This window comes from Desulfosporosinus paludis, from assembly GCF_045689965.1.
Taxonomy (GTDB): domain Bacteria; phylum Bacillota; class Desulfitobacteriia; order Desulfitobacteriales; family Desulfitobacteriaceae; genus Desulfosporosinus; species Desulfosporosinus paludis.
In genome coordinates, this window is record NZ_CP144211.1 from 4,799,758 (window position 1) to 4,824,943 (window position 25,186).

Below are 25,186 nucleotides of genomic sequence, written 5' to 3' on the forward strand. Positions count from 1 at the left end.
GAACAAACTATAGAAATTAGCGAAAGAAAGAACGTGCTCTGCTCATCATAACTAGCAATCATAATATGACGACAGAAAGCACGTTTACCATTGGGATGGGGGAAATAGTTTAGTGTTAGTAACTGATGGTATTCATTTGATAGATGGGGTAAAAGGAGCCCATGTTTATCTTGTGACAGGTTCGCGTATTTTTTTGGTTGATTCGGGATTACCTGGACAAGAGGATCGAATCTTAAAGTATATTACCAATATCGGACTGGATCCCGCGACACTCGAAGGAATAATTCTTACTCATTACGACGTCGACCATGTCGGAAGTGCGGTAAAATTGCAAAACGTGGCGCATTGTCCCATCTATGCACATATACTGGAGATACCTTATATTATTGGACAAGAGCAACGACTTGGCATTAAGCGCTGGCTGCCCTTGCTAACTCGACCTATTTATGGGGCGTTAAATCCTCCTAAGGAGATTAGCCCTTTAGAAGACGGAAAAATATTTGAGGATTGGGAAATCATTCATACACCTGGTCATACACCAGGTCACATCGTTCTTTATCGAAATGGTATTGCTATCGTTGGAGACCTTTTTCAGGGCGGAGAGATTTGTTTAGCGCCAAATGTTTTTTCTTGGAGTCTTGAAACATTAAGAGAGTCGGCACAATTGGTTATAGAACGTCCTTTACGCTGGATTTTACCAGGGCATGGGCCCGCAACCCCCGCATCAAATCATTGGCTGGACAAACTACAAAAGTCCATCAATGGCAAAATCCAATAATCAGGGCAAATATTATTGAACAGGAAGATCATCAACTATTTTTACTTTGCTCAGTGTTTCTTTGACTTGGCCCCGGATGAATGACAAATACTCTTGACGCAGAACCTCTTGTTCAGCCTTTTCCCATTCTTCAAGGCCCTCAGTTTTTTGCTTTTTGGAAAGTTCATTAATGCGCTTAATAAGTATGTTAATTGGTGTGGTACTCACGAGAAATTTCTCCCTTCGTCAACATCTGTCTAAAATTGTAACACCATATTATAACATGATGCGAAAAATAATGACAGATTGTACTCTTGCTCAGGGATGAATGATATAATGTTCTACAACAGATAACGAATGGGGGATTGGATGAAAAAGATAAGCCAACAAACGTTGAAAACCTATATTCTAAAGCTAGCAGCACGCCTACAACTTAGTGTCAAACCTACTTTTTTAAAAATTAAATTATGGACTAAGCCAAAATTTAGCGATATAACTTGGGAGTCACCGAAAGTAATAGCGGGTACAGTAATTCTTGTATTCCTTATTGTCGGTTCAAGTGTTTATTTGAGTAGTTCAAGCTCTGCCGATTATCTAATCTTGAACGGCCAGAAGATAGGAATTGTCAAAAGTGAAAAATCAGGCCAACAAATGGTTGATGATATCTTGAATAGCCGAGGGCAGGCGATCGGTAAGCTTGCAAAGACCCATGACCAAATTACCTTTGAACCGGTACGTGTAAATAAAGCGGCTTTAATTCAAGAAGTTACAACTAAAAAAGAACTGCAAAATACGTTAACGGCCTATATAGATGGAATTTCTTTAGAAATTGCTGATGTTCAGATTGCCATTTTACCCAGCAAAGAGGATGTTCAAGAAGTTCTGAAAGAATATCAGGATTTATATGCCAAAGCGACTGACAATAACAAAGTATCCGGTGTGGAATTTAGCGAAACCGTATCTACGAAGCCTATTGAGGCTCAGCCAGATCAAGTAAAACTTCCCGAAGAAGTTTTTAAGGAATTAAAAGATGGTAAGGTTACAACGACAGATTATACCGTGCAAGCTAATGATTCTTGGTGGCTGATCGCACGCAAAAATAATATGAAAACCAAAGAAGTTTTAGCGGGTAATCCGGGGATGACAGAAGATAGTACGTTACAAAGTGGACAAAAGATCAAACTGGTTTCGGTGACACCATATCTCAACGTGATTAGTAAAGGTATCCGAACTGACACAGAGATTGTCGCCTTTGATGTGATTACGAATACCAATACTCAACTGCCAACTGGTACGACAGTGATCAAACAACAAGGCAGTGATGGATCAAAATTTGTGACTTACTCCTATATTCAAAAAAACGGAGTAGATGTCACAAAACAAGTGGTTGATGAGAAAGAAATCAAGACACCTGTTGATCAAGTCGTTGACAGAGGCCCAAGTCGTGTCCCTGTCAATGTCGCCTATTCATGGTCTAGAGGATCTGGGGCTATTTCAGGAATTGCTTGGCCTTTAAGAGGTTCAATTAATTCTTACTATGGATCTCGCTCGGGGGGATTCCATACCGGGATTGATATTGGCGGGGATACTGGCGAGCCTTATACAGCGGCTGCATCAGGAACAGTCGTTGCAGCCGGATGGAGCGGCGGATATGGCAATATGATCTTAATTGATCACGGTAATGGTGTTATGACTCGCTATGGTCATTCGTCAAAACTTCTGGTTTCTGTCGGACAAAAAGTGAGCCAGGGACAAACCATTGGTCTTGTCGGTGCAACAGGGAATGCCACAGGCCCTCATCTTCATTTTGAGATTATTCAAAACGGCGACACAGTGAATCCTTTAAACTATTTGCATTAAACTTAAGAGCGCCAGGGGCGCTCTTAAGTTTAATGCCAGAAGTACAACTTCGTTGAAAATTTTGCCGAGGATTGGCAAGCAGGGACTTTAACCATGGATGGCGAGCGTCCCTGCTTCTTTACAGATAAACATGACTAAGAAGCCAAAGATACAGGCAATAATACAAGTTACAAGGCAAAGGAGGGGCTCCCTTATGGGATTGAGAGGAAAAACTCAGCTGCGAGTTCGTTATGCCGAAACCGACCAAATGGGTATAGTCTATCACTCGAATTATCTTATCTGGTTTGAAGTTGGTAGATCAGAGCTTTTTCGTGAAATAGATCTTCCGTACACAAGGTTTGAGGAACAAGGCTTTGGTCTGGCAGTTATAGAAGCAAGCTGCCGCTATCGTAAACCCGCCCGCTACGATGATGAATTGGAGATTATCACGGAGATAGAGAAAATAACATCACGATCCGTTTCTTTTTCCTATCAAGTATTCCGAGAGGGCTTCCTTTTAGCTCAAGGCAAAACAGCTCACTTGTTTATTAACAGGGAAGGTCATCATGCGGATATTCGTGATACTGTTCTTTGGGCACAGCTCCAATTGATTGTAAACAGAAAAATTAATGATGTCTAAGTCTAAAGGATCCTTGGGATAACTTGTTTTTTATCATGTATTATGGTATTATGTATACATAATACATCTGAGAGAAGGGGATTCTATGTTTCTTGTAACTTGGATTGAAGGCGAAGAAGTAAATTATCGGTTAGTTAAGAAGCAGGAACTTCCAAAATTGATGGCCACTGTGGGACAACATGCAATTATCCAACGTTTAGCCTCCTAGTTCGGCATCGATATAACCGCTGATTTTTAGTGATAGAATAAATGTCCAGTGCAGAAAGGCATGGGCATTTATTTTTTTCGTTCTGCAGGATAATATAATCCTATATCGAATTATAATAAGTCGTATCGTCTTCGTTAGGGAGGTATAATTATGTCCTTCAAAGTTCTTGTTGATAGTGCGTCCGACATACCTTTTGATCGCGCGATCGCAGCAGGTATTGATACAATTCCCATGCCGGTCACCATCGACGGTAATACCTATCTTGAAGGAGTTAACCTTAAAACCCAAGATTTTTATACTGAATTTAATCACTTCAAAGAATTACCTAAAACATCTCAGCCTAACCCGAACACCCTCTTAGAACATTATGAGCGTTTCTTGTCGGAAGGCCACGAGGTAGTGGCAATCCATCTTTCTTCAGGCTTGAGCTCAACATTTGCTACCGCTCAGATTATGCGGGACACTACCTCGGCACCTGAACGAGTTCATATTATTGATAGTTTAGGAGCATCCTTTGGTTATGGACTGCTTGCCATGTCTGCACAACAAATTTTGACGATATCTTCATCATGGCAGGAAGCTGAAGCAAGAATTCTTGACATTCGCAAAAAAATGCGTTATGTATTTACTCTAGATACCTTAGAGTTCCTGGTTAAAGGAGGTAGAGTCAGTAAAACTGCTGGATTCATCGGAGGTTTGCTTGATGTCAAACCTGTTTTACATATGACTCCAGACGGGAAAATTGAACCTTTAGCCAAAGTTCGGTCTAGGCGAGCGGCAATTCGAAAATTGATTGAACTTTTAGAACAGGAAATTGATCAACCTGAACAACAAGTCATCGGAATTTCTCATTCCGCATGTTATGAAGAGGCAGTGATGCTAGCCCAAGAAATCCGTCAGCACGTTTCGGTAAAAGACGTGTGGATCAGTGAAATTGGCTGTGTTATCGGCAGTCATACAGGCCCAGGCACACTGGCACTATTTTATCAGCGCAAAGTATAACAAGAATAGGAGGTTTCACTTCCTTGAAATTCATCATGGTCATATTACTGGCGTTGTCGATGGTCCTGAGTAATTCACCGGCAACCTATGCTGAGGACAAGCCTACCGGTCTGGAACCTTTACCTCAGGTGCGCGGCGAGGGTGCTTATTTAATTGATGTCCAGTCTGGACAAACTCTATTTTCTAAAAATCCCAATGAGCAGTTAGCCCCGGCCAGCACTACAAAAATTATGACCGGGCTGTTAGCCTTCGAACGAGGAAATCTAAATGATATTGTAACAGTTTCATCGACCATGCTTAATAGTAAGCTTGTTTATGGGACTCAAGTTTATTTAGAGCCTGGGGAAAAGATGTCGCTCCAGGACCTGCTTTACGCTATGCTTTTGAACTCTGCAAATGATGCTGCTGTTACAGTAGCTGAACATATCGGGGGAGACGTACAGAGCTTTGTCGACCTAATGAATCAACGAGCTCTGGAAATTGGGGCTACTCAAACGCATTTTGTCAATCCAAGCGGATTAACCGAGAAAGGTCATGTAACGACAGCTCATGATCTGGCCTTAATTGCTCGGGTTGCTTATCAAAACCCCCTATTCGCACAGTACGTTCGTACTAAATCCCATGGAATCAGTAGATCAAAGCCAGATTTACCTACTCAAATGGTTAACGAAAATAAATTATTGTGGCAAGATTCTGATGTTGACGGCATTAAAACAGGATACACGTCAGCAGCAGAAAACTGTCTTGTCGCTTCAATGACCAAAGATGGGCGTCAACTGATCGGGGTTATCCTAAAATCTCCTGGTCGTGAAATTTATACGGACATGCAGAATCTGTTTGATTATGGGTATACAAATTATGCTGACAAGATTTTAAAACCTGCTGGTTCAGTACTATCCACGGTAATGGTAAATAATGAACCTGTTGATTTAAAAATAGATCGTCCCATTTACTTGACACAAAATCTCGCCGATCAGACTCCTTCGTCTTTAACCCTCAAAGTGATCCCTTCTGCCGGTAAGCTAACTACAATTAAAGAGGGGCAGGAGGTTGCTCAAATGGAGGTTTATGATGGAAGCACTCTTTTAGACACCTTGACTCTTAAAGCAGCACGTACTATTATACCGCAGCCACCCATTAAGAGTTCCAACCCTAACTATCTTTCTTGGCTTGTGGGTATTACCCTCACGGGAGTTCTTTTTTTAGTTCTGTTTCGTCGGAAGATTGATGCTGAACGTCGGTCACGAAGACGAATTTTGCTCACGAGGAGAAGGGAGTCTAATTAGTGAACCAGGTTACGAAACTATTTTTAAATCGAAGTTTGAAGTTTTTAGTTTTTTGGCTGGTCATTGGCATTTTCATCTATCTGGTTGGACGCTTTAGTTACCTTTTCTTGCCATTTATTTTGGCATTCATAATGACCGTAACCATAAGTCCGCTTAAAAATTTCTTAATAAGAAAAGTCCACCTACCTCAAGTTGCAGCTGTTATTGCCGCAATGGTTCTAGAGATTGGAGGCTTGGGTGTCTTAATTATCCTTTTGGTAGTTCGGCTGATTCGAGAAGTTCAAGAAATCTATATTCATTGGCCGTTTTATAACCAGCTCATTCAACATTTTATTACGCATTGGCTTACGAGGGTTGAGGTTTATTATTTAAAGCTCCCTGGTACGGATGATAGTATCAATAACACGGTCAAAGAATTTGTGAGCAGAGTACCGGCTGTCCTAACCGGTGTGTTGTCTATCGCTGCAAAGATTCCAGAGATTGTCATTATCATTGTTATTGCGCTGGTTGCTACTTTTTTCATGTCTAAAGGGACTAAACGCTATCTAAACGACTTCTTGAATGTCTTTCCTTGGGAATGGCGTGAGGATCTCAGAGGATTGGGATTAGATTTTTCGCGGGCATTTGCGGGATTTGTTCGGGCAGAAGCTATTGTTTTCTTGATAACTCTCTTTTGTTCCATCGTTGGATTGTGGATAATCCATCCTAAATATGCCATTATTATAGGTACGATTACAGGGATATTTGGAATTCTCCCAGTATTAGGAGTTGGGATTGTTTTGATCCCTTGGTCACTTTTAGCGTATGTCAGCGGGCATAGTTTCTTGGCTCTTGAATTAATCCTCTTAACATCGATTATTACAATACTGAGACACGTTATCGAACCTAAAATATTAGGTGATAACGTTGGACTTGACCCACTGTTTGTCTTGATAAGTATGTATATTGGCTTAGCTTCAATGGGAATTGTCGGCTTAATTTTGGGACCGTTTATTCTTATCGCCTATTATGCCTTGAGCAGGGCTGGAGTTTTTCGCAATCTTTGATTTTTTTTTCGTTGATTGTTCATTATAATAAATTTTAGGTAATATGTGTTTTAGGAGTTGACTCTTTTGGAAAAAGAAAAGAAAGTAGTAACCATAACATATGGCTGTCAGATGTCGGAGCGTGATGCCGAAACCTTAACTGAAATTACGCGCCAAGAAGGATACACAAGTTCCAATGACCTTGAAAACGCCGACTTGGTCATCGTTAACACTTGTTGTGTCAGGGAAAGCGCAGAAAATAGAATTCTAGGCAAGATTGGTGAACTCAAGAAACTTAAAGAGAGAAACCCAGGCTTGAAGATCGCCATTAGCGGTTGTATGGTTCAGCAACCTGGAGCTTTAGAGCGCCTGCAGAAGCGCGCACCCCACGTGGATATTTGGACAGGTACACATAATTTGCATGATTTTTCCGAACTACTGCATCGTTCTGAGACTGAAAAAAGAATCGCGGAAATTTGGCAAGAATCACACCAAACCATGGAATCTACCCCTTTGGCCGAAAAAGGGAAACTGCAGGCAAATGTGAATATCATGTACGGCTGCGATAATTTTTGCTCGTATTGTATTGTTCCGCATGTTCGGGGCCGAGAGCGGAGCCGCCAACCTCAGGACATCATCCGTGAAATTAAAGCTCTTGCCGCTAATGGGTGCAAGGAGGTTACTCTTTTGGGACAAAATGTAAACTCCTATGGCAAAGAGTTTGATCCAACCTTTGATTTTGCTGATTTACTTCAGGAAGTAGATCAAATTTCGGAGCTTTTACGCGTTCGTTTTATCACCTCCCATCCCAAGGACTTATCCGATAAATTAATTATGACAATTGCTCGTGGAGATAAGTTATGCGAACATTTTCATCTTCCTCTTCAATCGGGCAGTAATTCTATCTTAGAGTGCATGAATCGCCAATATACAAGGGAATACTATTTGAGCAGAGTTCGTAAAATTCGTGAGCTTCTTCCTCAGGCTACTTTGACAACAGATATAATTGTTGGCTTCCCTGGCGAATCTGAGGAAGATTTCGAACAAACCCTTGAGATGATTAATTCAGTACATTATAGCCAAGCGTTTACATTCATGTACTCAAAACGCTCAGGGACTTCAGCAGCTGATATGCCCGATCAGATTCCGCTGGACATTAAAAAACGGCGTCTCCAAAGATTGATGAGTGTTCAAAATGAAGAAAGTTATCTATTGAGACAAAGTATGATCGGGAAACGTTATGAAATTCTAGTAGAAGGGCCCAGTAAGACGAACCCTAATCGTCTAACAGGTCGCACACGCGGAAACATTTTGGTTGTATTTAACGGTCTTCCGGAAGTCATCGGGTCATTAGTTACCTTAAAGATTGTCGAAGCAGGATCTTGGACACTAGTGGGAGAACTCGAAAATTAGAATGACTATGAAACACTTTTTAATTTTAGTGAGGCAGGAATTGAGTTGTTAAATGTAGAATGTAGCGTTATGGAGGTGTAAAAAATGACAAATGAAGTTACAGAGAAGGCTCAGCTTTTAGCAGACGCAATTGCTCGGAGCCCGGAACTGGCCGAATTGCACAGCATGGAAGATGCTATGACTGCTGATGAGTCCGCTCAACAATTGATTGCAGAGTTACAGAAAGCTCAAGAACGGTTTATGGAAATGCAACAAAACAATCAAGAGCTTTCTGAAGAGGATAAAAAAGTAGTCGATGAAATTGAAGCCCGAGTAGAGGCTAACCCTGCCATTGCGGCCTATATGAAAGCGCAGGATAAGTTTACTCAAATGCTGGACAGCGTCAATGCCATATTAGCGGGTGCTATTGCTAGCTCTTCGGATAGTTGTTCCTGTGATGACGGCAGCTGTGATAGTGCAGGATGCGGAGGCTGCAGTTGCGGGCATTAACCCAAGACGAAGGTTCGAGATGATCTAAGGGAAGGGCTAAATCTATAGCTCTTCCCTTTTTAGGATTTAAGCTGTTTTGAGCAAAATGATGGGCAAGAGGGAGAGTACAAGGGATGACTACCCCGATGATGAAACAATATCGAGGAATTAAAGCTAAGGTGCCTGATGCGATACTCTTTTATCGACTCGGCGATTTTTATGAGATGTTTGGAGAGGATGCTGAGCTAGCTGCCCCAATTTTACAAATAGCTCTAACGAGTCGTGATGCAGGGGAAGGTAAACGAATCGCTATGTGTGGCGTTCCTTATCATGCAGTTGATGGCTATTTAATAAAACTAGTCAGCTCCGGCCATAAGGTCGCCATTTGCGAACAAGTTGAAGATCCTAAAATGACGAAGGGTATTGTCAAACGAGACATAATTCGCATTGTTTCTCCTGGCACCTTAACGGAATCGATTTCTGAACGCAGCAATCATTATCTAGCCAGTGTCTATTACGATGTTCAGTGGGGGTTGTCCTTTTTAGATTTATCGACTGGAGAATTTACGATTTTTCAGACATCCGAATCGGAGGTTCTATTCGCTGAGCTTTCTCGGATTAATCCGGCCGAAATTCTGCTTCCCCCTGAACTTATCAAGAAAGCCAAACAATGGGCCGGATATTTTTGCAGCGTCCGTGATCGTCAATCGTATCATAGCCTAGCTTTGCAACAATATTTCTCAGACCAAGCGCCATTACTTGAGGAATTCCCTGTAGCGGCTTTAGCTGCTGCAGCTTTATGGGACTATTTGCTTGAAACCATGCCAGGCGTAAATCCGTCTCACATCGTTGAGATTAAAACTTATCGATCGGAACAATGGATGTTTCTGGATCAATGGACGCGTCGAAACCTTGAACTTACAGAATCTCTGAGAGGTCAAGATAAAAAAGGCACGCTCCTTTCTGTGCTCGATTTGACAAAAACAGCTTTGGGCGGGAGATTATTAAAGCATTGGATTGATAAACCGATGCTTTTGCCCGATGCTATTGAACACCGTTTAAACACGGTTGAAGAGTTAACCTCAGATTCTTTTTTGCGCAAAGATTTGATAAAGATTCTGGATCAGGTCTATGATCTGGAACGTTTAATGGGAAAAGTTTCTTATGGCACAGCCAATGCCAAGGACTTATTATCCTTGACACATACCTTGGCGCTCCTGCCTGAACTGCGTTTGCTCCTTACCTCTAGTACGGCTGAGACCTTAAAGACGAAAGTCCCATTTTTAGACGGTCTTGACCTTTTAGTCGATAAGCTTTTAAGGGCTATAAATCCTACACCTCCGCTATCGCTGCGTGATGGCAACATCATCAAATCGGGGTATTCTGAAGAAGTGGATGAATTACGCTCGATTGCCTCGGGGGGGAAAGAGTGGGTAGCCCAGCTAGAGAACGCCGAACGAGAGAGAACTGGAATTCGATCCTTAAAAATTGGCTATACCAAAGTTTTCGGCTATTATATAGAAATTACCCATTCCAATGCTCACCTGGTGCCTGCTGATTATTTGCGCAAACAAACTTTGTCAAACGCTGAACGTTTCATTACCCCGGACCTCAAAGACTATGAACAAAAAATATTGGGAGCGGAAGAACGCCTGAAAGAATTGGAATATGAACTTCTGTTAATGCTTAGAGAGGATGTTCGTTTCCATACTCAAAGTATACTTAGGGTGGCGGATATTCTCGCCGAACTTGATGTGTTTGTCAGTTTAGCCGAAGTTGCCGTGCGTAATCGGTATGTTCGTCCCCAGATCACAAATGATGGGCAAATTTCCATCGCCGAGGGGCGTCATCCGGTTGTAGAAGAAATGTTAGAAGCAGGCGTATTTGTGCCTAATGATACACAGCTAAGTGAGGATCATCATTTAGCCATCATTACGGGACCCAATATGGCAGGAAAGTCTACCTACATGCGTCAAGTTGCTTTAATCGTCCTAATGGCTCACATCGGGTCTTTTGTGCCGGCTAAACAAGCAACCATTAGCATGGTTGACCGTATTTTCACACGCGTGGGGGCTTCTGATGACCTAGCAGCAGGCCAAAGTACCTTTATGGTAGAAATGCATGAAGTAGCACATATTTTGAAATATGCTACGAGAAATAGCTTGATCATTTTAGACGAGATTGGACGGGGAACCGCAACCTTTGATGGACTGAGCATTGCTTGGGCTGTCGCAGAATATTTAGTCCAACATTCCAATTTTAGCCCTAAAACTCTCTTTGCAACCCATTATCATGAGTTGACACAACTTCAAGAAGATTTTTCAGGACTGTTTAACCTTCATGTTGGCGTGAAGGAACGAGGAGAGGATATAGTCTTTTTACATAAGATTTTACCCGGCAGAGCAGACCGAAGTTACGGAATTCAAGTTGCTCGTTTGGCCGGCCTTCCCCTGAACTTCTCCAGCGAGCTAAAACTCTGCTGCTTGAATTAGAAACTGCCAAGCCAGTACCTTCTTTAGCGGATTCTTCTCAGGTTGTAACCCAGTTCGCTCTCTTTGACATACCCCAGCCCCATCCACTTTTGCAAGAAATTGCTCAGCTGCAGTTAGAAGAGATGACAGCACGTCAGGCACTGCAATATCTCTTTGAGCTTCGTGACCGTATTCAAAGCACAGAAATTTAATTACAAATGTAACACATAGTAACATGAAATATCGATAGGAGGGATTAAAATGTCTTGTCGCGTAGGCATTGATGTGGGAGGTACCTATACTGACGCTGTATATGTCGATCATGGTCAAATTCTACGGACGGCAAAAGTTCCTACTCGAGAGGAGAATTTAGTAGAAACCATTTTGGATGCCCTAAAAACATTAACGCTGGATAATGTTAAAACGATTGATCAAATTACCGTGAGTACCACACTCGTAACAAATGCTATTCTCCAAAAACGACTGCCGTCGGTTGATTTGTTATTGTTTCCCGGAAATGGAATGAGCCTGAACGCACTTCCTTGGCCGGTACAGTATAGTGAACTCTCTGGAGAAATGGATTTTCGAGGCCGAGAAGTTCGGCCATCAGACCCCAGTGAGTGGAAGCAGTTCCCCTGGGTCAAACGGTCTGGAAATCCTGAGTTAGTGGCTATTGTAGGGAAGTTTTCTCACAGAAATAATCTTCATGAGATACAACTTGCCGACTATCTAAAAAAATCATACCCCAATTGTCAGATTGCCTTAGGGCATGAATGGGGCCAAGCAAACTTTTACCGCCGCAGCTTAACCACCTGTCTCAATCTTGGTGTCACAGGCTTATACCATCAATTTGCCCAGCAACTACAAGCTGCCGTATCAGATCTCAAGATACAGGCTCCGATTTTGATTTTAAAAGCGGATGGCGGCAGCTTGCCGCTTCCTAAGCTTCGACCGATACATTCCATTTATTCAGGTCCGGCGGCCAGCGTTTTGGCGGCTTTGACTCAGAGTGAACCCTCTGATTCTTCAATCATTGTGGATATCGGCGGAACAACGACCGATTTGGGCCTTATTCTCTCTGGGACGCCTTTGCTCAGTTCACGCGGGGCTCAAATTGGTCCCTATTCTACGTTAGTACGTTCGCTGGCTGTTCGTTCAATTCCGGTAGGCGGTGACTCAGTCGTTCGGCCATCAGAACAAGGTTTTGTCCTGGAAAATTACCGACTTGGTCCTGCCTATTGTCTCGGAGGTAAGGCTCTAACCCCAACGGATGCTTTGCGTTATCTCGAACTGATTGACTATGGAAATAAGAATTTGGCGGAAGAAGCTCTGGCATCCATCTTACCTTCCGAGCGGAGAACGCCTGAATTTTATCGGAAACTTGCCCGTGAGATTATCGACACCGTTGTCGACCGGATTTCTGAAGCAGTTGACTCCTTAAAGCGAGAATGGCAAGAAGAGCCTGCTTATAAAGTTTGGGAGGTCCTTCATCCTCATGAAGCCCGGACCTTTAAAACTTTGGTAAGTGGAGGAGGGGCCCAAGGATTGGCGAAGGCCTTAGGAAAACGCCTGGAGATCCCTGTTCAATTGGGAGTTTATCCAGAGGTTTCCAATGCTCTGGGAGCAGCCATGGCTCGGCCAACTTTCGACTGCACCTTTCATATTGATACTTATATAAAACGTTATCATGTTGAAGAAACAGGTGAACAAGGAAAATGGCAGGGATCTCCGCGGCCTTATCGTGAGGTTGAAGGTTTCTTAGATGGTTTAGTTCAGAAACAGGCAGAATACTTGGGAATAGAAATTCAAGATTTGGAGAAAGAGCCCTTTGATTTCTTCCCTATAGTACAGAACTATCAGTCAGTAGGCCAAATTATCCGTGGGGCCGCCCATCTGCGACCTGGAGTAATAGGGAGGGTTGTCAAGTGAGTCGCACAGGAATTTTATTTTTCCCTGCTTTTGATTGGTCATTAGGAAGCTCTCACCCTGAACGAGAAGAACGTCTTCTTTATACTCAGGAACAACTCTTTGAAGAAGGTATTCTCGATCTTCCTCAAATCAAGCAATTTGCGCCTCGTGTCGCCTCCTTGTCTGAAGTACTGCAAGCTCAAGCTTTATTTCCCAGCCCCTCATTGTATCCGGAGACCTTGGATGCTCATCTGATTGCTGCAGGGAGCGCTATCTTACTTGGTGAAGCACGAATGAAAGAGGAGATAAGGAACGGTTTCGTACTCGTTCGCCCGCCAGGACATCATTCAGGAGCCACTGTCTGGGGAAACCGGGGATTTTGTACGTTAAATAATGAAGCCATACTCGTGAATCAGTTAAGAGCACGTTTTGGGATTAAGAAAATAGCGATCGTCGATACGGATGTTCATCATGGGGACGGTACGCAAGATATCTTTTATCATGATCCCAATGTTCTATTTATTTCCCTTCATCAGGATGGCCGCACCCTCTATCCAGGCAGTGGTTTCAGCGATGAGCAGGGAGGACCTAATGCCTGGGGGCAGACTTTGAATATTCCGCTTCCTCCTGGCACAGGTGACGAGGGCTACCACTATGTTTTAGAGACTTGGGTTTTGCCTCGTCTTCAAGCCTTTGGGCCAGAATTGATCATCAACTCCGCAGGTCAAGACAATCATTTTACAGATCCTTTGGCATCGATGAATCTCACAGCTTCAGGATACGGACGGATCACTGAGCTGCTTAAACCAGATCTGGCCGTTTTAGAAGGCGGATATTCAATCGAGGGAGCACTTCCCTATGTAAATTTAGCTATTTTGCTTGCCTTGGCGGGTGAAGACTATCATCATGTTCGAGAACCTCAAACATTAGGGCGTTCGAGTTTACCTTTAGCAACGTTAAAACCATATATTGAGACTCTGAAAAAACAACATCAAACCATAAAACCAAATTTTACGATTCAGAATAAGGGATTTTTCCCGGCAGGAAATTGGGTTCACATTCCTCATTCTGTTTTTTATGATACAGAAGGGTTTCAGGAAACAAGGCACGATTACGTTCGAGAATGCAGTCATTGCGCTGGAACGGTTTACATTGAGAGCCAGCGATCTCATTCCCAAAAGTCAATCTTGGTTCGTATTCCATTTCAAGCGTGTTCAGCCTGTGAACAGGCGGGTTATGATTTGTGGGAACATATCCGGCTGCAGCATGACGATTTTAAAAGCGGCCTGCTGCAAAATCAACTCCATAATCAACATGATGTATGGCAGAGAAAGAAGGATTGAGGTTTGACATCCGTAATTCATATCCTTGATTCACATTCTGCGAATCAGATAGCAGCTGGAGAAGTTGTCGAACGACCAGTCTCTGTGGTAAAGGAGCTGGTTGAGAATGCTCTCGATGCTGGAGCGAAGCATATTGACATTTCCATCGAAGAGAACGGAGTTCCCTTAATCAGGGTGAGGGATGATGGCAGGGGAATGGGTGAGGAGGATTTGCCCTTAGCGGTTCTTCGGCATGCTACCAGCAAAATAACGAAGATCCAAGACCTTGATTCTTTGCAAACCCTTGGTTTTCGAGGAGAGGCTTTAGCAAGTATTGCTTCGGTTTCAACTTTGGAGATTACCTCGCGTCCACCTTCAGAAATCTCCGGTTTGTCTTTTTCCCTCACAGGAGGGGAGCCTGGGGTACTTCAGGAAGTAGGATGCCCTCCTGGCACGTCGGTGACAGTCCGAAATCTTTTCTTCAATACTCCTGCGCGTCTGAAATTCCTTAAATCGAAAGCAACAGAATTTGGCTTAATCAGCGATACTGTGGGCCGAATTGCTCTCGCCCATCCCAAGATCGCCTTTTCTTTAGCACACCCTACGCAAGTCGTTTTACAAACCTCCGGACGAGGAGATTTAAAAGAAACGATGGGAGCAATTTTTGGACAGGCAATCGCCCGTCAACTTATTTCTATCAATGTGCAAAATGAAGACTGGAAACTGGAGGGTTTAATCAGTCCACCGGAACTGGTTCGATCGACAAAACAAGCTCAGACCTTTATGATCAACGGACGGGTAGTTCGCTCTTCGTTCTTGAGTAATGCCTTGGAAGAAGGATATCGGACTCTGATTCCCGTCAAGCTTCATCCTATCGTGGCCCTTCATTTATATGGATCCCCTTCAGACTATGATGTCAATGTTCATCCAACAAAAATGGATGTTAAATTTAAAAATGAACCGGATTTATCCTCCTTTATTAGTCAGGCTGTTTTTCAAACTCTGCTCAAAAGTAAACCGCTGCCTTCTTTTCACAGCCGCACCGAGCCTATCCTGAAACCTAAGCCGGACACTTCAGGTCAGTTAAATCCTTATGCTCCTCAGGTGAATCCCGAACGTCTTAAAGCAAACAATATGTTGCGGGAGATAAAAGCCGAGAGCGAGTTTGCCCCGCCGAAAAATTTCTCCGCAATAAGTGAAGAAAATACCTTAGCGCCATTATCTGAAGAAGCAGGCTCTACTGATGATACGAAAGGATTAAACCAGCAAATAAATCTCTTCCCTGGACCTACCCCAATTCGGAAACCTATAGTTAGCTTTCCGGAAATCCAAAGTGCTGGAGAGCAGGAAGGGCAGTCCACCACTGAAACAGATGAGACTGAAGCTAAGGTTAAAGCAGATGAAACTCAAGATGTTCTCAGCTCATTCTGGCCGATTGGACAGTTGTTCAACACCTACATTTTAGCAACGAATGGCGACGTTCTGCTGATGATTGATCAACATGCTGCTCACGAACGAATTAACTATGAACGCATCCTAGCTCAGTTCCAACAAAGGAAACAATCAAGTCAGGCTCTTTTAATTCCCACTCCTATGGAATTTACGCTTCAAGAAGAACAGGTCTTACTTGAGCATTTGTGGATACTCTCCGAAATGGGATTTCTGCTCGAACAATTTGGTAGTCAGACCTATTTATTGCGTGGGGTTCCCGTTCAAACGGGGAATTTTCCTGCGGATCAACTTCTCCGTCAATTCATTGAAGAGGTCTTACAAAAGAATGCATCCCCAAGTTATGACAAGCTCTTAAAAGAATGGATTTATCTCTTAGCTTGTAAAGAATCTATCAAAGCTCAAGATTCCCTAACTCTGTTGGAAATGGAGCAATTAATTTCTCGCTTGCGTCAAACGGAGAACCCCTATACTTGCCCTCACGGCCGCCCGACAACCATTAAAATAACCCGTGCAGAGTTGGAGAGACGTTTTTATCGAGTTTTATAAATAGTTTGAGGGCAGCGCAGGAAGGGCATACTACTTGGTAATAGGAGGAAAATAATGGTTATGACTTCTCGCTGGAAAATTTATTGGAGGATTCATGCTTAAGGAACGCCCAATTATGTTAAAAGCAACTCATCCTGATTCAGAACTATACGAAAGAATCAAATGGTTTCAGCATCAGCCAGGATGTATCTGGGTCGACTCGGAGGATAAGGTAGGGCCTCTTCCGGAACTGAAGATTACTAGGCGTGGCGTAAAACTTATTCAAGGCCCTGAAAGTGTATCATTTCACCCCAATATGGCCCTAATTCGGGCGATCAATATTTTACGCGGCGCTTCGGATCGTTTCCTTGAGGCAACTCTGTTAAAACCAGGAGATACTCTTCTGGATGCCACCTTAGGTCTTGGCTCCGATGCTCTGATAGGGGCCCTGGCGGTTGGAGATCAGGGTAAAGTTTTAGGACTTGAAAAATCTCCAATTCTAGCAGCAGTTATTAAGGATGGACTAAATCATATCACTGAAAATAGTTCCAAGGCTAACACTGAGCATAAAAAAAGAGCCTGGGAAGCTTTAGCTGGAGCAGCCGGGAGAATTGAAGTTCATTGGGCAGAACACGGCGATTTTTTCCGACATATGCAGTCCAAGTCTGTTGATGTCGTTTACTTCGATCCCATGTTTCGCTCAACCCTTCGTCAATCAGATTCCATCCAATCCTTACACCAATGGTCTGAACATAATCCCTTGGATCTTGAGGCCGTGCAGGAAGCCTCCCGGATTGCCCGAAACAGAGTGGTGCTTAAAGAACGCAAAAATAGCACCGAGTTTAGCCGCCTCGGTTTTGAAATAGTACCTGGGGGACGATATAGTTCCATCGATTATGGTGTGATTCTTGTTTAATGGGGGAGTTGTCGTGTTACCACTTGTTGTCATCATTGGGCCAACCGGTATTGGCAAGTCTTCATTGGGTTTGGCCTTAGCCCAGCAAATCGATGGAGAAATAATTTCTGGAGATTCTGTTCAAGTTTATCAAAAACTTGATATTGGATCAGCAAAACCAACCACACAGGAACTTCGACTTGTTCCGCATCATTTGATTGATTGCTTGGATCCGAAGGAACCTTTTACAGCGGCTCAGTTTAAAGAGTTAGCAAGTTCCCGCATCGAGGAAATACGCGGCCGGGGTCACGTTCCGATTGTGGTTGGAGGGACAGGCCTATACATTCGTTCCTTACTTGATCCCTATGATTTCGCGGAACATGGCTCTGAACAGATACGTTTTCATTGGAAAGAGTATGCACTTAAACATGGAAACTTAGCGCTCCATAAAGTCTTAGAACAACGAGATCCGGAAACTTCCCGGCTTCTGCATCCGAATAATGTCCTGCGAATTATTCGTGCTTTGGAAGTCCAGGAATTAACCGGTAAACCCTTTTCGAGTCAGCGTCAATTTAAGGATGACGAATACCAACCTCTGAATCCGGCGGTTCTGTATATTGGGCTGACGGCTCCGCGTCAAGTGATTTATGATCGGATTAATCGCCGCTGTGAGATCATGCTTGAAGAGGGGTTGCTTGAAGAAACTCTTAATCTACTCAACATGGGCTATTCATCAACCCTAAAACCAATGCAAAGTATTGGCTACCGTCATGCCCTTTGGTGTTTAAAGGGACTTGTTACTAAGTCGGAAATGCTGCGTCTCCTGCAAAGGGATACTCGTCATTTCGCTAAACGTCAGTTAACTTGGTTTCGACGTGATCCCAGGATTAGCTGGCATGATACCGAAGGCGGATTGGATCCGATTCTCAAAGTACTAATCCGGACTTGCAGAGCCTATCAAACTCGTGTAGAATAGATTGCGTAGAAATATAAGGTGATGGAGGGAAATATATGAATAAATCGCCCATCAATTTACAAGATACCTTTTTAAATCAGGTACGTAAGGAAAACCTTCCAGTGACCATTTATTTGGTTAACGGATTTCAACTTAAAGGACTTATCAAAGGTTTTGATAATTTCACGGTTGTGATTGAATTCGAAGGTAGACAACAGATGGTTTATAAACATGCCATCTCCACAGTAATGCCTATACGGCCGATTAATTTAGCAACGGCCACCCCCGTAGAATAATATACAATCTTCAAGCTCCTTACAAATTTATGAGTTTTGACGAAAAGGACTAAGTTTGAAATGATCGAACTTGGTTCTTTTTACTTGAATTCAATACTTAACTATGATATCTTAACTTTATATGCGTTTATAATGGTGAAAGAAAGGAACTAAAGTCCAACTATGGAAACTCGAAATTTAAGAAACATTGCAATTATCGCTCACGTAGATCATGGGAAAACGACGCTTGTTGATGCTATGCTGAAGCAAAGTGGTACCTTCCGATCGAATCAACAGGTTATGGAACGGGTTATGGATTCCAATGATCTAGAACGAGAGCGTGGAATTACCATTTTATCTAAAAACACTGCAGTTCATTGGCAAGGGACAAAAATTAACATTATTGATACACCTGGCCACGCAGATTTTGGTGGAGAGGTCGAGCGGGTCTTACAAATGGTCAATGGGGTACTCCTGATCGTAGATTCCTTTGAGGGCCCTATGCCTCAAACTCGTTTTGTCTTGAGAAAAGCTTTAGAACTTAAACTCATTCCAATTGTCGTCATTAATAAGATTGACCGTCCTGATGCTCGTCCGGCCGAAGTCGTCGATGAGGTCTTAGATCTGTTTATTGAACTTGGTGCTGAAGACGATCAGTTGGATTTTCCCGTAGTCTATGCTTCGGCCCGTGCTGGGATTGCAGGGCTTTCCCCTGATTCGCTCTCCGATACTTTGGTGCCTTTGTTCTCAGTGATTTTAGACCATATTCCGGCGCCTGTGGTAGATCTTGATGCTCCTTTCCAAATGCTTGTCACTACCCTTGATTATGATGATTATGTTGGTAAAATTGTTGTCGGCAGAATTGTCAGAGGGACGGTTCACCAAAACGAAAGCATAACCCTTATTAAACGGGATGAAAGCTTTGAACGAGCAAAAGTTGGTAAGGTTATGGTCTTCGAAGGACTTAAACGCCAAGATGTCCTTGAAGCATCTGCGGGTGAAATCGTTGCTCTGACGGGATTAACAAGTGCGAATATTGGGGAGACTGTAGCTTGTGCTCTTAATCCTGAAGCTTTGCCTACAATCGAAGTTGATGAGCCAACATTGTCCATGAATTTTATGGTTAACACGAGTCCATTTGCCGGCCGGGAAGGGCACTTTGTAACCTCACGCAAGCTTAGAGAACGACTTTGGAAAGAAGTCGAGACCAATGTTAGTTTAAGAGTTGAAGAAACAGACTCGGCAGACTGTTTTAAAGTCTCCGGCAGAGGAGAACTTCATCTCTCGATCCTCATCGAAAACATGCGCCGTGAAGGGTATGAACTGCAAGTTTCTAAACCTGAAGTCATCTATAAGATGATTGACGGGGTAAAATGCGAACCGATGGAGTTTTTAATCTGTGACGTTCATGAAAAATCTCTGGGACCAGTCATGGAACTTCTAGGCAAGAGAAAAGCAGAAATGGCTAATATGACGAGCCTTTCGGAAACGCAGCTGCGCATTGAGTTTAAAATACCTGCCCGAGGCCTCATTGGTTTTCGCGGGGAGTTTCTCTCTGAAACACGAGGTGAAGGTATGATGAGTCACGTCTTCAATGGGTATGAACCTTATAAAGGAGATATTCCGGGAAGAACGAGAGGCGCATTGATCGCTTTTGAAGAGGGTGAGACGACTACCTATGGGTTGTACTCAGCTCAAGAAAGAGGTACCTTGTTTGTAGATCCTGGCCTTCATGTTTATGCAGGCATGATTGTCGGGGAAAATAACCGTGAGCAGGATATTGAAGTGAATGTTGCTAAGAAAAAGCATCTGACCAATATGAGAACAAGTGCAGCCGATGATGCTTTGCGACTGGAAAAGCCCCGGGAATTTTCTTTGGAGCAATCCTTGGAGTTTATCAATGATGATGAGCTTGTGGAAATAACCCCTAAAAGTGTTCGTCTAAGGAAGAAATTTTTAGACCATGCCTCACGAGTTCGTTATGCCAAAAGTTTAACAGGAAAATAATAACATTTGAGAATCAGGACACCTTTCGTCCTTACGCGCGTATAGTAGTAAGGATGGGAGGTGTGCCTGTACTTATGACGATCCGTGTAACGTTTCGGCCGGACAATCTTCAGCCCCCGGTCATTCAAACACCAACGCCCCCCAACCCTGCGCCAAGTTCTAATTCAACGGAGGGGACGGGAATAGGACGCGTCCGTAAGAATAATCTCACTTCAACCGAAAGAGATAAAGACAAAATCGCGGAAATTCTCGCTGAATTAGAATCCTATATTGGGCTCGAAACGGTAAAACGTTTCATTAAAGATTTACAGGCCTATGTTGAAATTCAAAAGCGTCGTGTTCAAGAAAAGCTCATTTCCGAACCCCTAGTTCTGCATATGATTTTCCGGGGAAATCCTGGAACGGGCAAAACAACCGTTGCGCGCTTAGTCGGTAGATTGTATAAAGAAATGGGAGTTCTCCAAAAGGGGCATGTTATTGAATGTGAACGAGCAGATCTTGTCGGTGAATATATCGGGCATACTGCGCAAAAAACTAGAGAACAAATAAAAAAAGCTTTGGGTGGGGTCCTCTTTATTGACGAAGCCTACTCCTTAGCTCGCGGCGGAGAAAAAGATTTTGGTAAAGAAGCCATCGATGCTTTAGTCAAAGCAATGGAGGACAACAAAGATAATCTTGTCTTAATCTTAGCAGGCTACCGTCAGGAAATGGACTGGTTCCTTCAGACAAATCCTGGACTTCGCTCACGTTTTCCGATACATATCGATTTTCCTGATTATACACTCGATGAATTGTTATCCATTGGGAATCTAATGTTTAAGACTAGGCAATATGAGTTGACGAAAGAAGCCAATGACTCTCTGCGCAATTACTTACAGACCCTTCTGCATTCCCATCCTTATGCCGGAAATGCCAGATTGGTGCGTAATCTCGTAGAGAAAACGGTTCGCAAGCAGGCTGTCCGCTTGTATCAAAAAACCAGCTCAAGCCGGGAAGAACTCATTAGAATTTTACCAGAGGATATCAATATCGAAACGGTCTAACCCTCTAAAAGGACTATTTTAAAATTGAAGGTTTAAAGGTGAGGTTTTGAACTATGGACATCTCGGGCGACTTGTCTGGGATCAGAGCCAGCCAGATTGTCGAACTTAAAAAACTATCAGAATTTCAAACAGAACGGGATGAATTAATTCATCCCGAAATTCTTGACGGGCTAATTCGGTTGACACACCTATGGAATCGAGAAATCTGCATCTATCTTTCTCGCTCAGGGGTTTTGATAGCTGCAGCTGTAGGACAACATGCGACAGTCACTCTTCCGCCACTCAAAGGAAGATCTCAGGGAAAACATTTGCGTTGTATCCATACTCATCCCAATGGGGATCCAAGATTAAGTCCGCTTGATTATACTGCCTTATCTTCATTGAAACTTGAAAGTATGACTGCTATTGGAGTACGTCAAGGTAAACTAACGGGTCTGCAATTAGCCTACCGCACGAGTGGGAGCGCCCCTTTGCTTGTTGACCTAAGACCCAATGACTGGCGGGAATTCAACTATTCTGAATCTCTGGATAGTCTTTTGCATGACAAGACTGCTGGAAAAAAGACTGAGACAAAGGCTGGAAAAGAGCGCGCTTTTCTCATTGCGCTTCAAGACGGAGACCAAGAGATTAATGAGGATTTAGAGGAACTGGGGGAGCTGGCACTTACGGCAGGCGTCGATGTCGTTGGTCAACTTGTCCAGTTGCGTCGTTATGGTCAGTCCCGAAGTTATCTTGGGAGCGGCAAACTAGAAGAATTACTTCATCGACTTCAGGAAACTCAAGCTGACGTTGTCATCAGTGATGATGAATTATCTGCGACTCAATTGCGAACCTTAGAAATGGAGACAGGCCTTAAAGTATTGGATCGTACGGGTTTAATTTTAGATATTTTTGCTCAGCGGGCTCGTTCCCGGGAAGGGAAACTGCAAGTTGAATTGGCCCAGCTTCAGCATTTATTGCCGTATTTAACAGGTCAGGGACAAGCCCTATCCCGTTTAGGTGCCGGTATTGGTTCCCGTGGCCCTGGAGAAACAAAATTGGAGCTCGACCGGAGGCGGATGCGTGAGCGAATAACTCTCCTTGACAAAGAATTAAAACTTGTCCTTCAGCATCGAGAGATACAGCGGCGTCAGCGTACTAAAAGCGGTTTGCCAACTGTTGCCTTGGTTGGTTATACTAATGCCGGGAAAACAACGTTTATGAAAAATGCCATGCTGCAATCTGGCCTTCGTACGGATATTCCTGCTGGTGAAAATAAATTGTTTGCTACCTTGGACCCCATTGTTCGTAGAATAAAACTTAACTCATCCCTAGAAATTCTTCTGAGTGATACAGTGGGATTCATCCGAAAATTACCGACACAGTTACTTAAGGCATTTTTGGCAACCCTTGAAGAAGTTCAACAGGCGGATATCCTCATCCATGTTTTAGATGTTAGTCATCCTCAGGCGCATCAGCAAGCTGAAACTGTTCACGAAGTTTTGGGACAATTGAAATGTCGGGAAAAACCAATCATTACGTTGCTTAACAAAGTGGACAAAGTAGAGGATGACCATGAAATTTCGAAACTTGCAGAGCAGTTGCCTTACCCCACAGCGCTATCTCTTAAACGCGGGGATTCACTAAAGCCTGTTTGGACTGTCCTGGAATCATTACTAGAGTAACTGGTAATTTTAAAGTTACTAAGGAGGAACATCGTGAATCTGAATCCTAATTGGCCGGAGCCTATAGTCCGAGCGATATTAGAAGCGGAGCAAGCTCTCCAACAACAATTACCTCATCTGCAAGATACTGCGGTACGTAATCATGAAAAGGTTCTGCGGGCCTTCCAAGAAGAGTGTGTTTCTTCGTATCATCTCCAAGGAACAACAGGATATGGACTCGGCGATGCAGGACGTGAAGTCCTTGATCGAGTGGTCGCTCGCATACTAGGAACTGAGGCAGCTCTTGTCCGTGGGCAGTTCGTTTCGGGTACTCATGCCATTGCTGCCGCCTTATTCGGCGTGCTACGTCCTGGGGATGAGCTGATTTCCGTCAGTGGCACACCTTATGACACTCTCGAAGAAGTGATCGGACTTAGAGGAGAAGGACAAGGAAGTTTGAAGGATTTCGGGGTCACGTATCAAGAAATCCCCCTGGATGATCAGGGAAACTTGCAGTATTCTTTACTAAAAGATACGATAACCGCTAAAACCAAAATGCTTATTGTTCAGCGTTCACGTGGTTATGCCTGGAGAAACTCCTTGACGATTGCTCAACTTAAGGGATTTATAGATTTTGTGAGAGAACATTACCCTCAGATGATCATTTTCGTAGATAATTGCTATGGCGAATTAGTAGAAGCTCTCGAACCGGGTGACATTGGTGTCGATTTAATGGCTGGTTCCCTGATTAAAAATCTGGGCGGGAGTTTAGCCCCAACGGGGGGGTATGTTGCTGGACGAGCTGATTTAGTGAGATTGGCATCACAGCGGTTGACAGCTCCTGGTATCGGTGACCACATGGGTGCGACCCTGGAGTGGGAGCGTTTGTTCTATCAAGGGCTATTTTTCAGCCCCTTAACAGTCTCCGAAGCTTTAAAAGGAGCTGTTTTTTCGGCCGCTTTTTGGAGGGCTTTAGGATTTGAAGTTCATCCCGAACCTGAGTCACCGCGTACTGATCTGATTCAAGCGGTAAAACTAGGATCAAGGACCAAGATGATCGCCTTTTGCCAGGGGCTTCAGAAAGGTTCTCCCCTTGATTCTCACATTAAACCAATTCCTTCGGAAATGCCGGGGTATGAAGACGAGATCATTATGGCGGGAGGAACCTTTATTCAAGGCTCAACGAGCGAGTTTTCGGCTGATGGTCCCCTGAGAGAACCTTATATTGTTTACCAACAAGGAGGTATTTCTCAGTCCTATATACAGATTGGTAATATTCAGGCTGCCCTGAATTTATGGCAGGAAGGTCTTTTAGGATAACGATTGCATGACAATGTTTAGGGCGTCAGCCAAGTTTTCTTTATACCATTGATATTTGGAACATTGGAGATCCTATGATAATATAAGAAGGCAGAAAGAGGTGGATTATGGAAGAGTTAGAATCAAAGAAAAGCACTACTCGGTTTTTTATAGAATTGCTTGAAATCGTACTTGTGGCCTTCGCACTTTCTTGGGTTTTACGAACCTATGTTGTAGAAGCACGTAAGATTCCAACTGGTTCAATGCTTCCGACGATTCAACTTCAAGACCGAGTCATTGTGGATAAGTTTTTCTTTAAGGAGTTTGGTCATCTTAGTCCGGGGGACATTGTGGTTTTTAGGCCACCGCCGAGTGCACATGCAACCGAAGACTTTATTAAACGGGTGGTTGCTTTGCCCGGAGATAAGTTGGAGATTAAAAATCACACGACTTACGTTAACGACCAGCCTCTCTATGAACCCTATGTTTTAGAGAAGTCTAAAAATGATTTCGGCCCAGTTGTTGTTCCGAAAGATTCCGTTTTCGTTATGGGAGACAACCGAAATAATAGCGATGACTCAAGGGTTTGGGGTTTCTTACCGATTCAAAATATTACAGGTCGAACTCTATTTCGCTATTGGCCACTTGATCATTTTGGTGCTCTCGCCCGATAGGGGGAGCTTTTTTCTATTAACGTCATATACTATATGGGAGTTACTTTCTTGAATAACACTAGGTAACATAATTTACAGT

The 25,186-nt window shown here is 43.4% G+C and carries 21 protein-coding genes and 1 pseudogene; 21 read left to right on the forward strand and 1 reads right to left on the reverse strand.

Translation table 11 applies throughout. The features are described 5' to 3' along the window. The first annotated feature begins 112 nt into the window (after positions 1–112). A complete protein-coding gene (locus VZF35_RS23850; RefSeq protein WP_407308894.1) occupies positions 113–778 on the forward strand; it encodes an MBL fold metallo-hydrolase in 666 nt (221 codons plus the stop codon). A 12-nt stretch (positions 779–790) separates the two neighbouring features. On the opposite strand, the gene VZF35_RS23855 is transcribed toward VZF35_RS23850, so the two are convergent. After that, a complete protein-coding gene (locus tag VZF35_RS23855) occupies positions 791–985 on the reverse strand; it encodes a DUF896 domain-containing protein (RefSeq protein WP_407308895.1) in 195 nt (64 codons plus the stop codon). Positions 986–1,126: 141 nt separating this feature from the next. Between VZF35_RS23855 and VZF35_RS23860 the strand changes: the two genes are divergently transcribed. From VZF35_RS23860 to lepB, 20 genes and pseudogenes are all read left to right on the forward strand, one after another. Beyond that, positions 1,127–2,617, forward strand: a complete 1,491-nt coding sequence (locus VZF35_RS23860) for a peptidoglycan DD-metalloendopeptidase family protein (RefSeq protein WP_407308896.1) — start codon at positions 1,127–1,129, stop codon at positions 2,615–2,617. A 193-nt stretch (positions 2,618–2,810) separates the two neighbouring features. After that, on the forward strand, positions 2,811–3,236 hold the full coding sequence (locus VZF35_RS23865) for an acyl-CoA thioesterase (RefSeq protein WP_407308897.1): 426 nt from the start codon (positions 2,811–2,813) through the stop codon (positions 3,234–3,236). An 85-nt stretch (positions 3,237–3,321) separates the two neighbouring features. Continuing rightward, positions 3,322–3,444, forward strand: coding sequence for a hypothetical protein (locus VZF35_RS23870; RefSeq protein WP_407308898.1), 123 nt, complete (start codon positions 3,322–3,324; stop codon positions 3,442–3,444). 150 nt (positions 3,445–3,594) lie between these two features. Further along, positions 3,595–4,446, forward strand: a complete 852-nt coding sequence (locus tag VZF35_RS23875; protein ID WP_407308899.1) for a DegV family protein — start codon at positions 3,595–3,597, stop codon at positions 4,444–4,446. A 23-nt stretch (positions 4,447–4,469) separates the two neighbouring features. Further along, positions 4,470–5,732, forward strand: coding sequence for a D-alanyl-D-alanine carboxypeptidase family protein (locus VZF35_RS23880; protein ID WP_407308900.1), 1,263 nt, complete (start codon positions 4,470–4,472; stop codon positions 5,730–5,732). Continuing rightward, on the forward strand, positions 5,732–6,778 hold the full coding sequence (gene ytvI / locus VZF35_RS23885) for a sporulation integral membrane protein YtvI (protein WP_407308901.1): 1,047 nt from the start codon (positions 5,732–5,734) through the stop codon (positions 6,776–6,778). Before VZF35_RS23880 ends, ytvI begins: the two co-directional genes overlap by 1 nt. Before the next feature lie 57 nt (positions 6,779–6,835). After that, positions 6,836–8,170 carry a tRNA (N6-isopentenyl adenosine(37)-C2)-methylthiotransferase MiaB gene (gene miaB, locus VZF35_RS23890; RefSeq protein ID WP_407308902.1) on the forward strand — a complete coding sequence of 445 codons (1,335 nt, stop codon included), beginning with the start codon at positions 6,836–6,838 and terminating at the stop codon, positions 8,168–8,170. Between the two features lie 84 nt (positions 8,171–8,254). Then, positions 8,255–8,659 (forward strand): YlbF family regulator, encoded by a 405-nt coding sequence (locus VZF35_RS23895; protein WP_407308903.1) that lies wholly within the window; start codon positions 8,255–8,257, stop codon positions 8,657–8,659. Positions 8,660–8,772: 113 nt separating this feature from the next. Then, a pseudogene (gene mutS, locus VZF35_RS23900) lies at positions 8,773–11,321 on the forward strand (DNA mismatch repair protein MutS). Between the two features lie 49 nt (positions 11,322–11,370). Then, complete coding sequence (locus VZF35_RS23905; RefSeq protein ID WP_407308904.1) at positions 11,371–13,038, forward strand: hydantoinase/oxoprolinase family protein; 1,668 nt, start codon at positions 11,371–11,373, stop codon at positions 13,036–13,038. Then, on the forward strand, positions 13,035–14,360 hold the full coding sequence (locus tag VZF35_RS23910; RefSeq protein ID WP_407308905.1) for a histone deacetylase: 1,326 nt from the start codon (positions 13,035–13,037) through the stop codon (positions 14,358–14,360). The genes VZF35_RS23905 and VZF35_RS23910 overlap by 4 nt, the downstream gene beginning before the upstream one ends. A gap of 3 nt (positions 14,361–14,363) precedes the next feature. Further along, on the forward strand, positions 14,364–16,337 hold the full coding sequence (gene mutL / locus VZF35_RS23915) for a DNA mismatch repair endonuclease MutL (protein ID WP_407308906.1): 1,974 nt from the start codon (positions 14,364–14,366) through the stop codon (positions 16,335–16,337). 94 nt (positions 16,338–16,431) lie between these two features. After that, a complete protein-coding gene (locus VZF35_RS23920) occupies positions 16,432–17,232 on the forward strand; it encodes a class I SAM-dependent methyltransferase (protein WP_407308907.1) in 801 nt (266 codons plus the stop codon). 13 nt (positions 17,233–17,245) lie between these two features. Then, positions 17,246–18,187 carry a tRNA (adenosine(37)-N6)-dimethylallyltransferase MiaA gene (miaA, locus tag VZF35_RS23925; protein ID WP_407308908.1) on the forward strand — a complete coding sequence of 314 codons (942 nt, stop codon included), beginning with the start codon at positions 17,246–17,248 and terminating at the stop codon, positions 18,185–18,187. A gap of 35 nt (positions 18,188–18,222) precedes the next feature. Continuing rightward, positions 18,223–18,462 (forward strand): RNA chaperone Hfq, encoded by a 240-nt coding sequence (hfq, locus tag VZF35_RS23930; protein ID WP_407308909.1) that lies wholly within the window; start codon positions 18,223–18,225, stop codon positions 18,460–18,462. Positions 18,463–18,624: 162 nt separating this feature from the next. After that, positions 18,625–20,448, forward strand: a complete 1,824-nt coding sequence (gene typA / locus VZF35_RS23935) for a translational GTPase TypA (RefSeq protein ID WP_407308910.1) — start codon at positions 18,625–18,627, stop codon at positions 20,446–20,448. 74 nt (positions 20,449–20,522) lie between these two features. Beyond that, positions 20,523–21,491 (forward strand): AAA family ATPase, encoded by a 969-nt coding sequence (locus tag VZF35_RS23940; protein ID WP_407308911.1) that lies wholly within the window; start codon positions 20,523–20,525, stop codon positions 21,489–21,491. Positions 21,492–21,544: 53 nt separating this feature from the next. Beyond that, positions 21,545–23,155 carry a GTPase HflX gene (hflX, locus tag VZF35_RS23945; protein WP_407308912.1) on the forward strand — a complete coding sequence of 537 codons (1,611 nt, stop codon included), beginning with the start codon at positions 21,545–21,547 and terminating at the stop codon, positions 23,153–23,155. Between the two features lie 33 nt (positions 23,156–23,188). Continuing rightward, entirely contained in the window at positions 23,189–24,454 is a 1,266-nt protein-coding gene (locus tag VZF35_RS23950) for an aminotransferase class I/II-fold pyridoxal phosphate-dependent enzyme (RefSeq protein ID WP_407308913.1), read from the forward strand. Between the two features lie 107 nt (positions 24,455–24,561). Next, a complete protein-coding gene (lepB, locus tag VZF35_RS23955) occupies positions 24,562–25,107 on the forward strand; it encodes a signal peptidase I (RefSeq protein WP_407308914.1) in 546 nt (181 codons plus the stop codon). Positions 25,108–25,186: the final 79 nt, after the last annotated feature.

What these genes read in the sequence shown, in the direction of transcription:
- VZF35_RS23860 (WP_407308896.1), top strand. Translation starts at nt 1,127, where the DNA reads ATGAAAAAGATAAGCCAACAAACGTTGAAAACCTATATTCTAAAGCTA.
- VZF35_RS23865 (WP_407308897.1), top strand. Translation starts at nt 2,811, where the DNA reads ATGGGATTGAGAGGAAAAACTCAGCTGCGAGTTCGTTATGCCGAAACC.
- VZF35_RS23870 (WP_407308898.1), top strand. Translation starts at nt 3,322, where the DNA reads ATGTTTCTTGTAACTTGGATTGAAGGCGAAGAAGTAAATTATCGGTTA.
- VZF35_RS23875 (WP_407308899.1), top strand. Translation starts at nt 3,595, where the DNA reads ATGTCCTTCAAAGTTCTTGTTGATAGTGCGTCCGACATACCTTTTGAT.
- VZF35_RS23895 (WP_407308903.1), top strand. Translation starts at nt 8,255, where the DNA reads ATGACAAATGAAGTTACAGAGAAGGCTCAGCTTTTAGCAGACGCAATT.
- VZF35_RS23905 (WP_407308904.1), top strand. Translation starts at nt 11,371, where the DNA reads ATGTCTTGTCGCGTAGGCATTGATGTGGGAGGTACCTATACTGACGCT.
- VZF35_RS23920 (WP_407308907.1), top strand. Translation starts at nt 16,432, where the DNA reads ATGCTTAAGGAACGCCCAATTATGTTAAAAGCAACTCATCCTGATTCA.
- hfq (WP_407308909.1), top strand. Translation starts at nt 18,223, where the DNA reads ATGAATAAATCGCCCATCAATTTACAAGATACCTTTTTAAATCAGGTA.
- typA (WP_407308910.1), top strand. Translation starts at nt 18,625, where the DNA reads ATGGAAACTCGAAATTTAAGAAACATTGCAATTATCGCTCACGTAGAT.
- VZF35_RS23940 (WP_407308911.1), top strand. Translation starts at nt 20,523, where the DNA reads ATGACGATCCGTGTAACGTTTCGGCCGGACAATCTTCAGCCCCCGGTC.
- hflX (WP_407308912.1), top strand. Translation starts at nt 21,545, where the DNA reads ATGGACATCTCGGGCGACTTGTCTGGGATCAGAGCCAGCCAGATTGTC.
- lepB (WP_407308914.1), top strand. Translation starts at nt 24,562, where the DNA reads ATGGAAGAGTTAGAATCAAAGAAAAGCACTACTCGGTTTTTTATAGAA.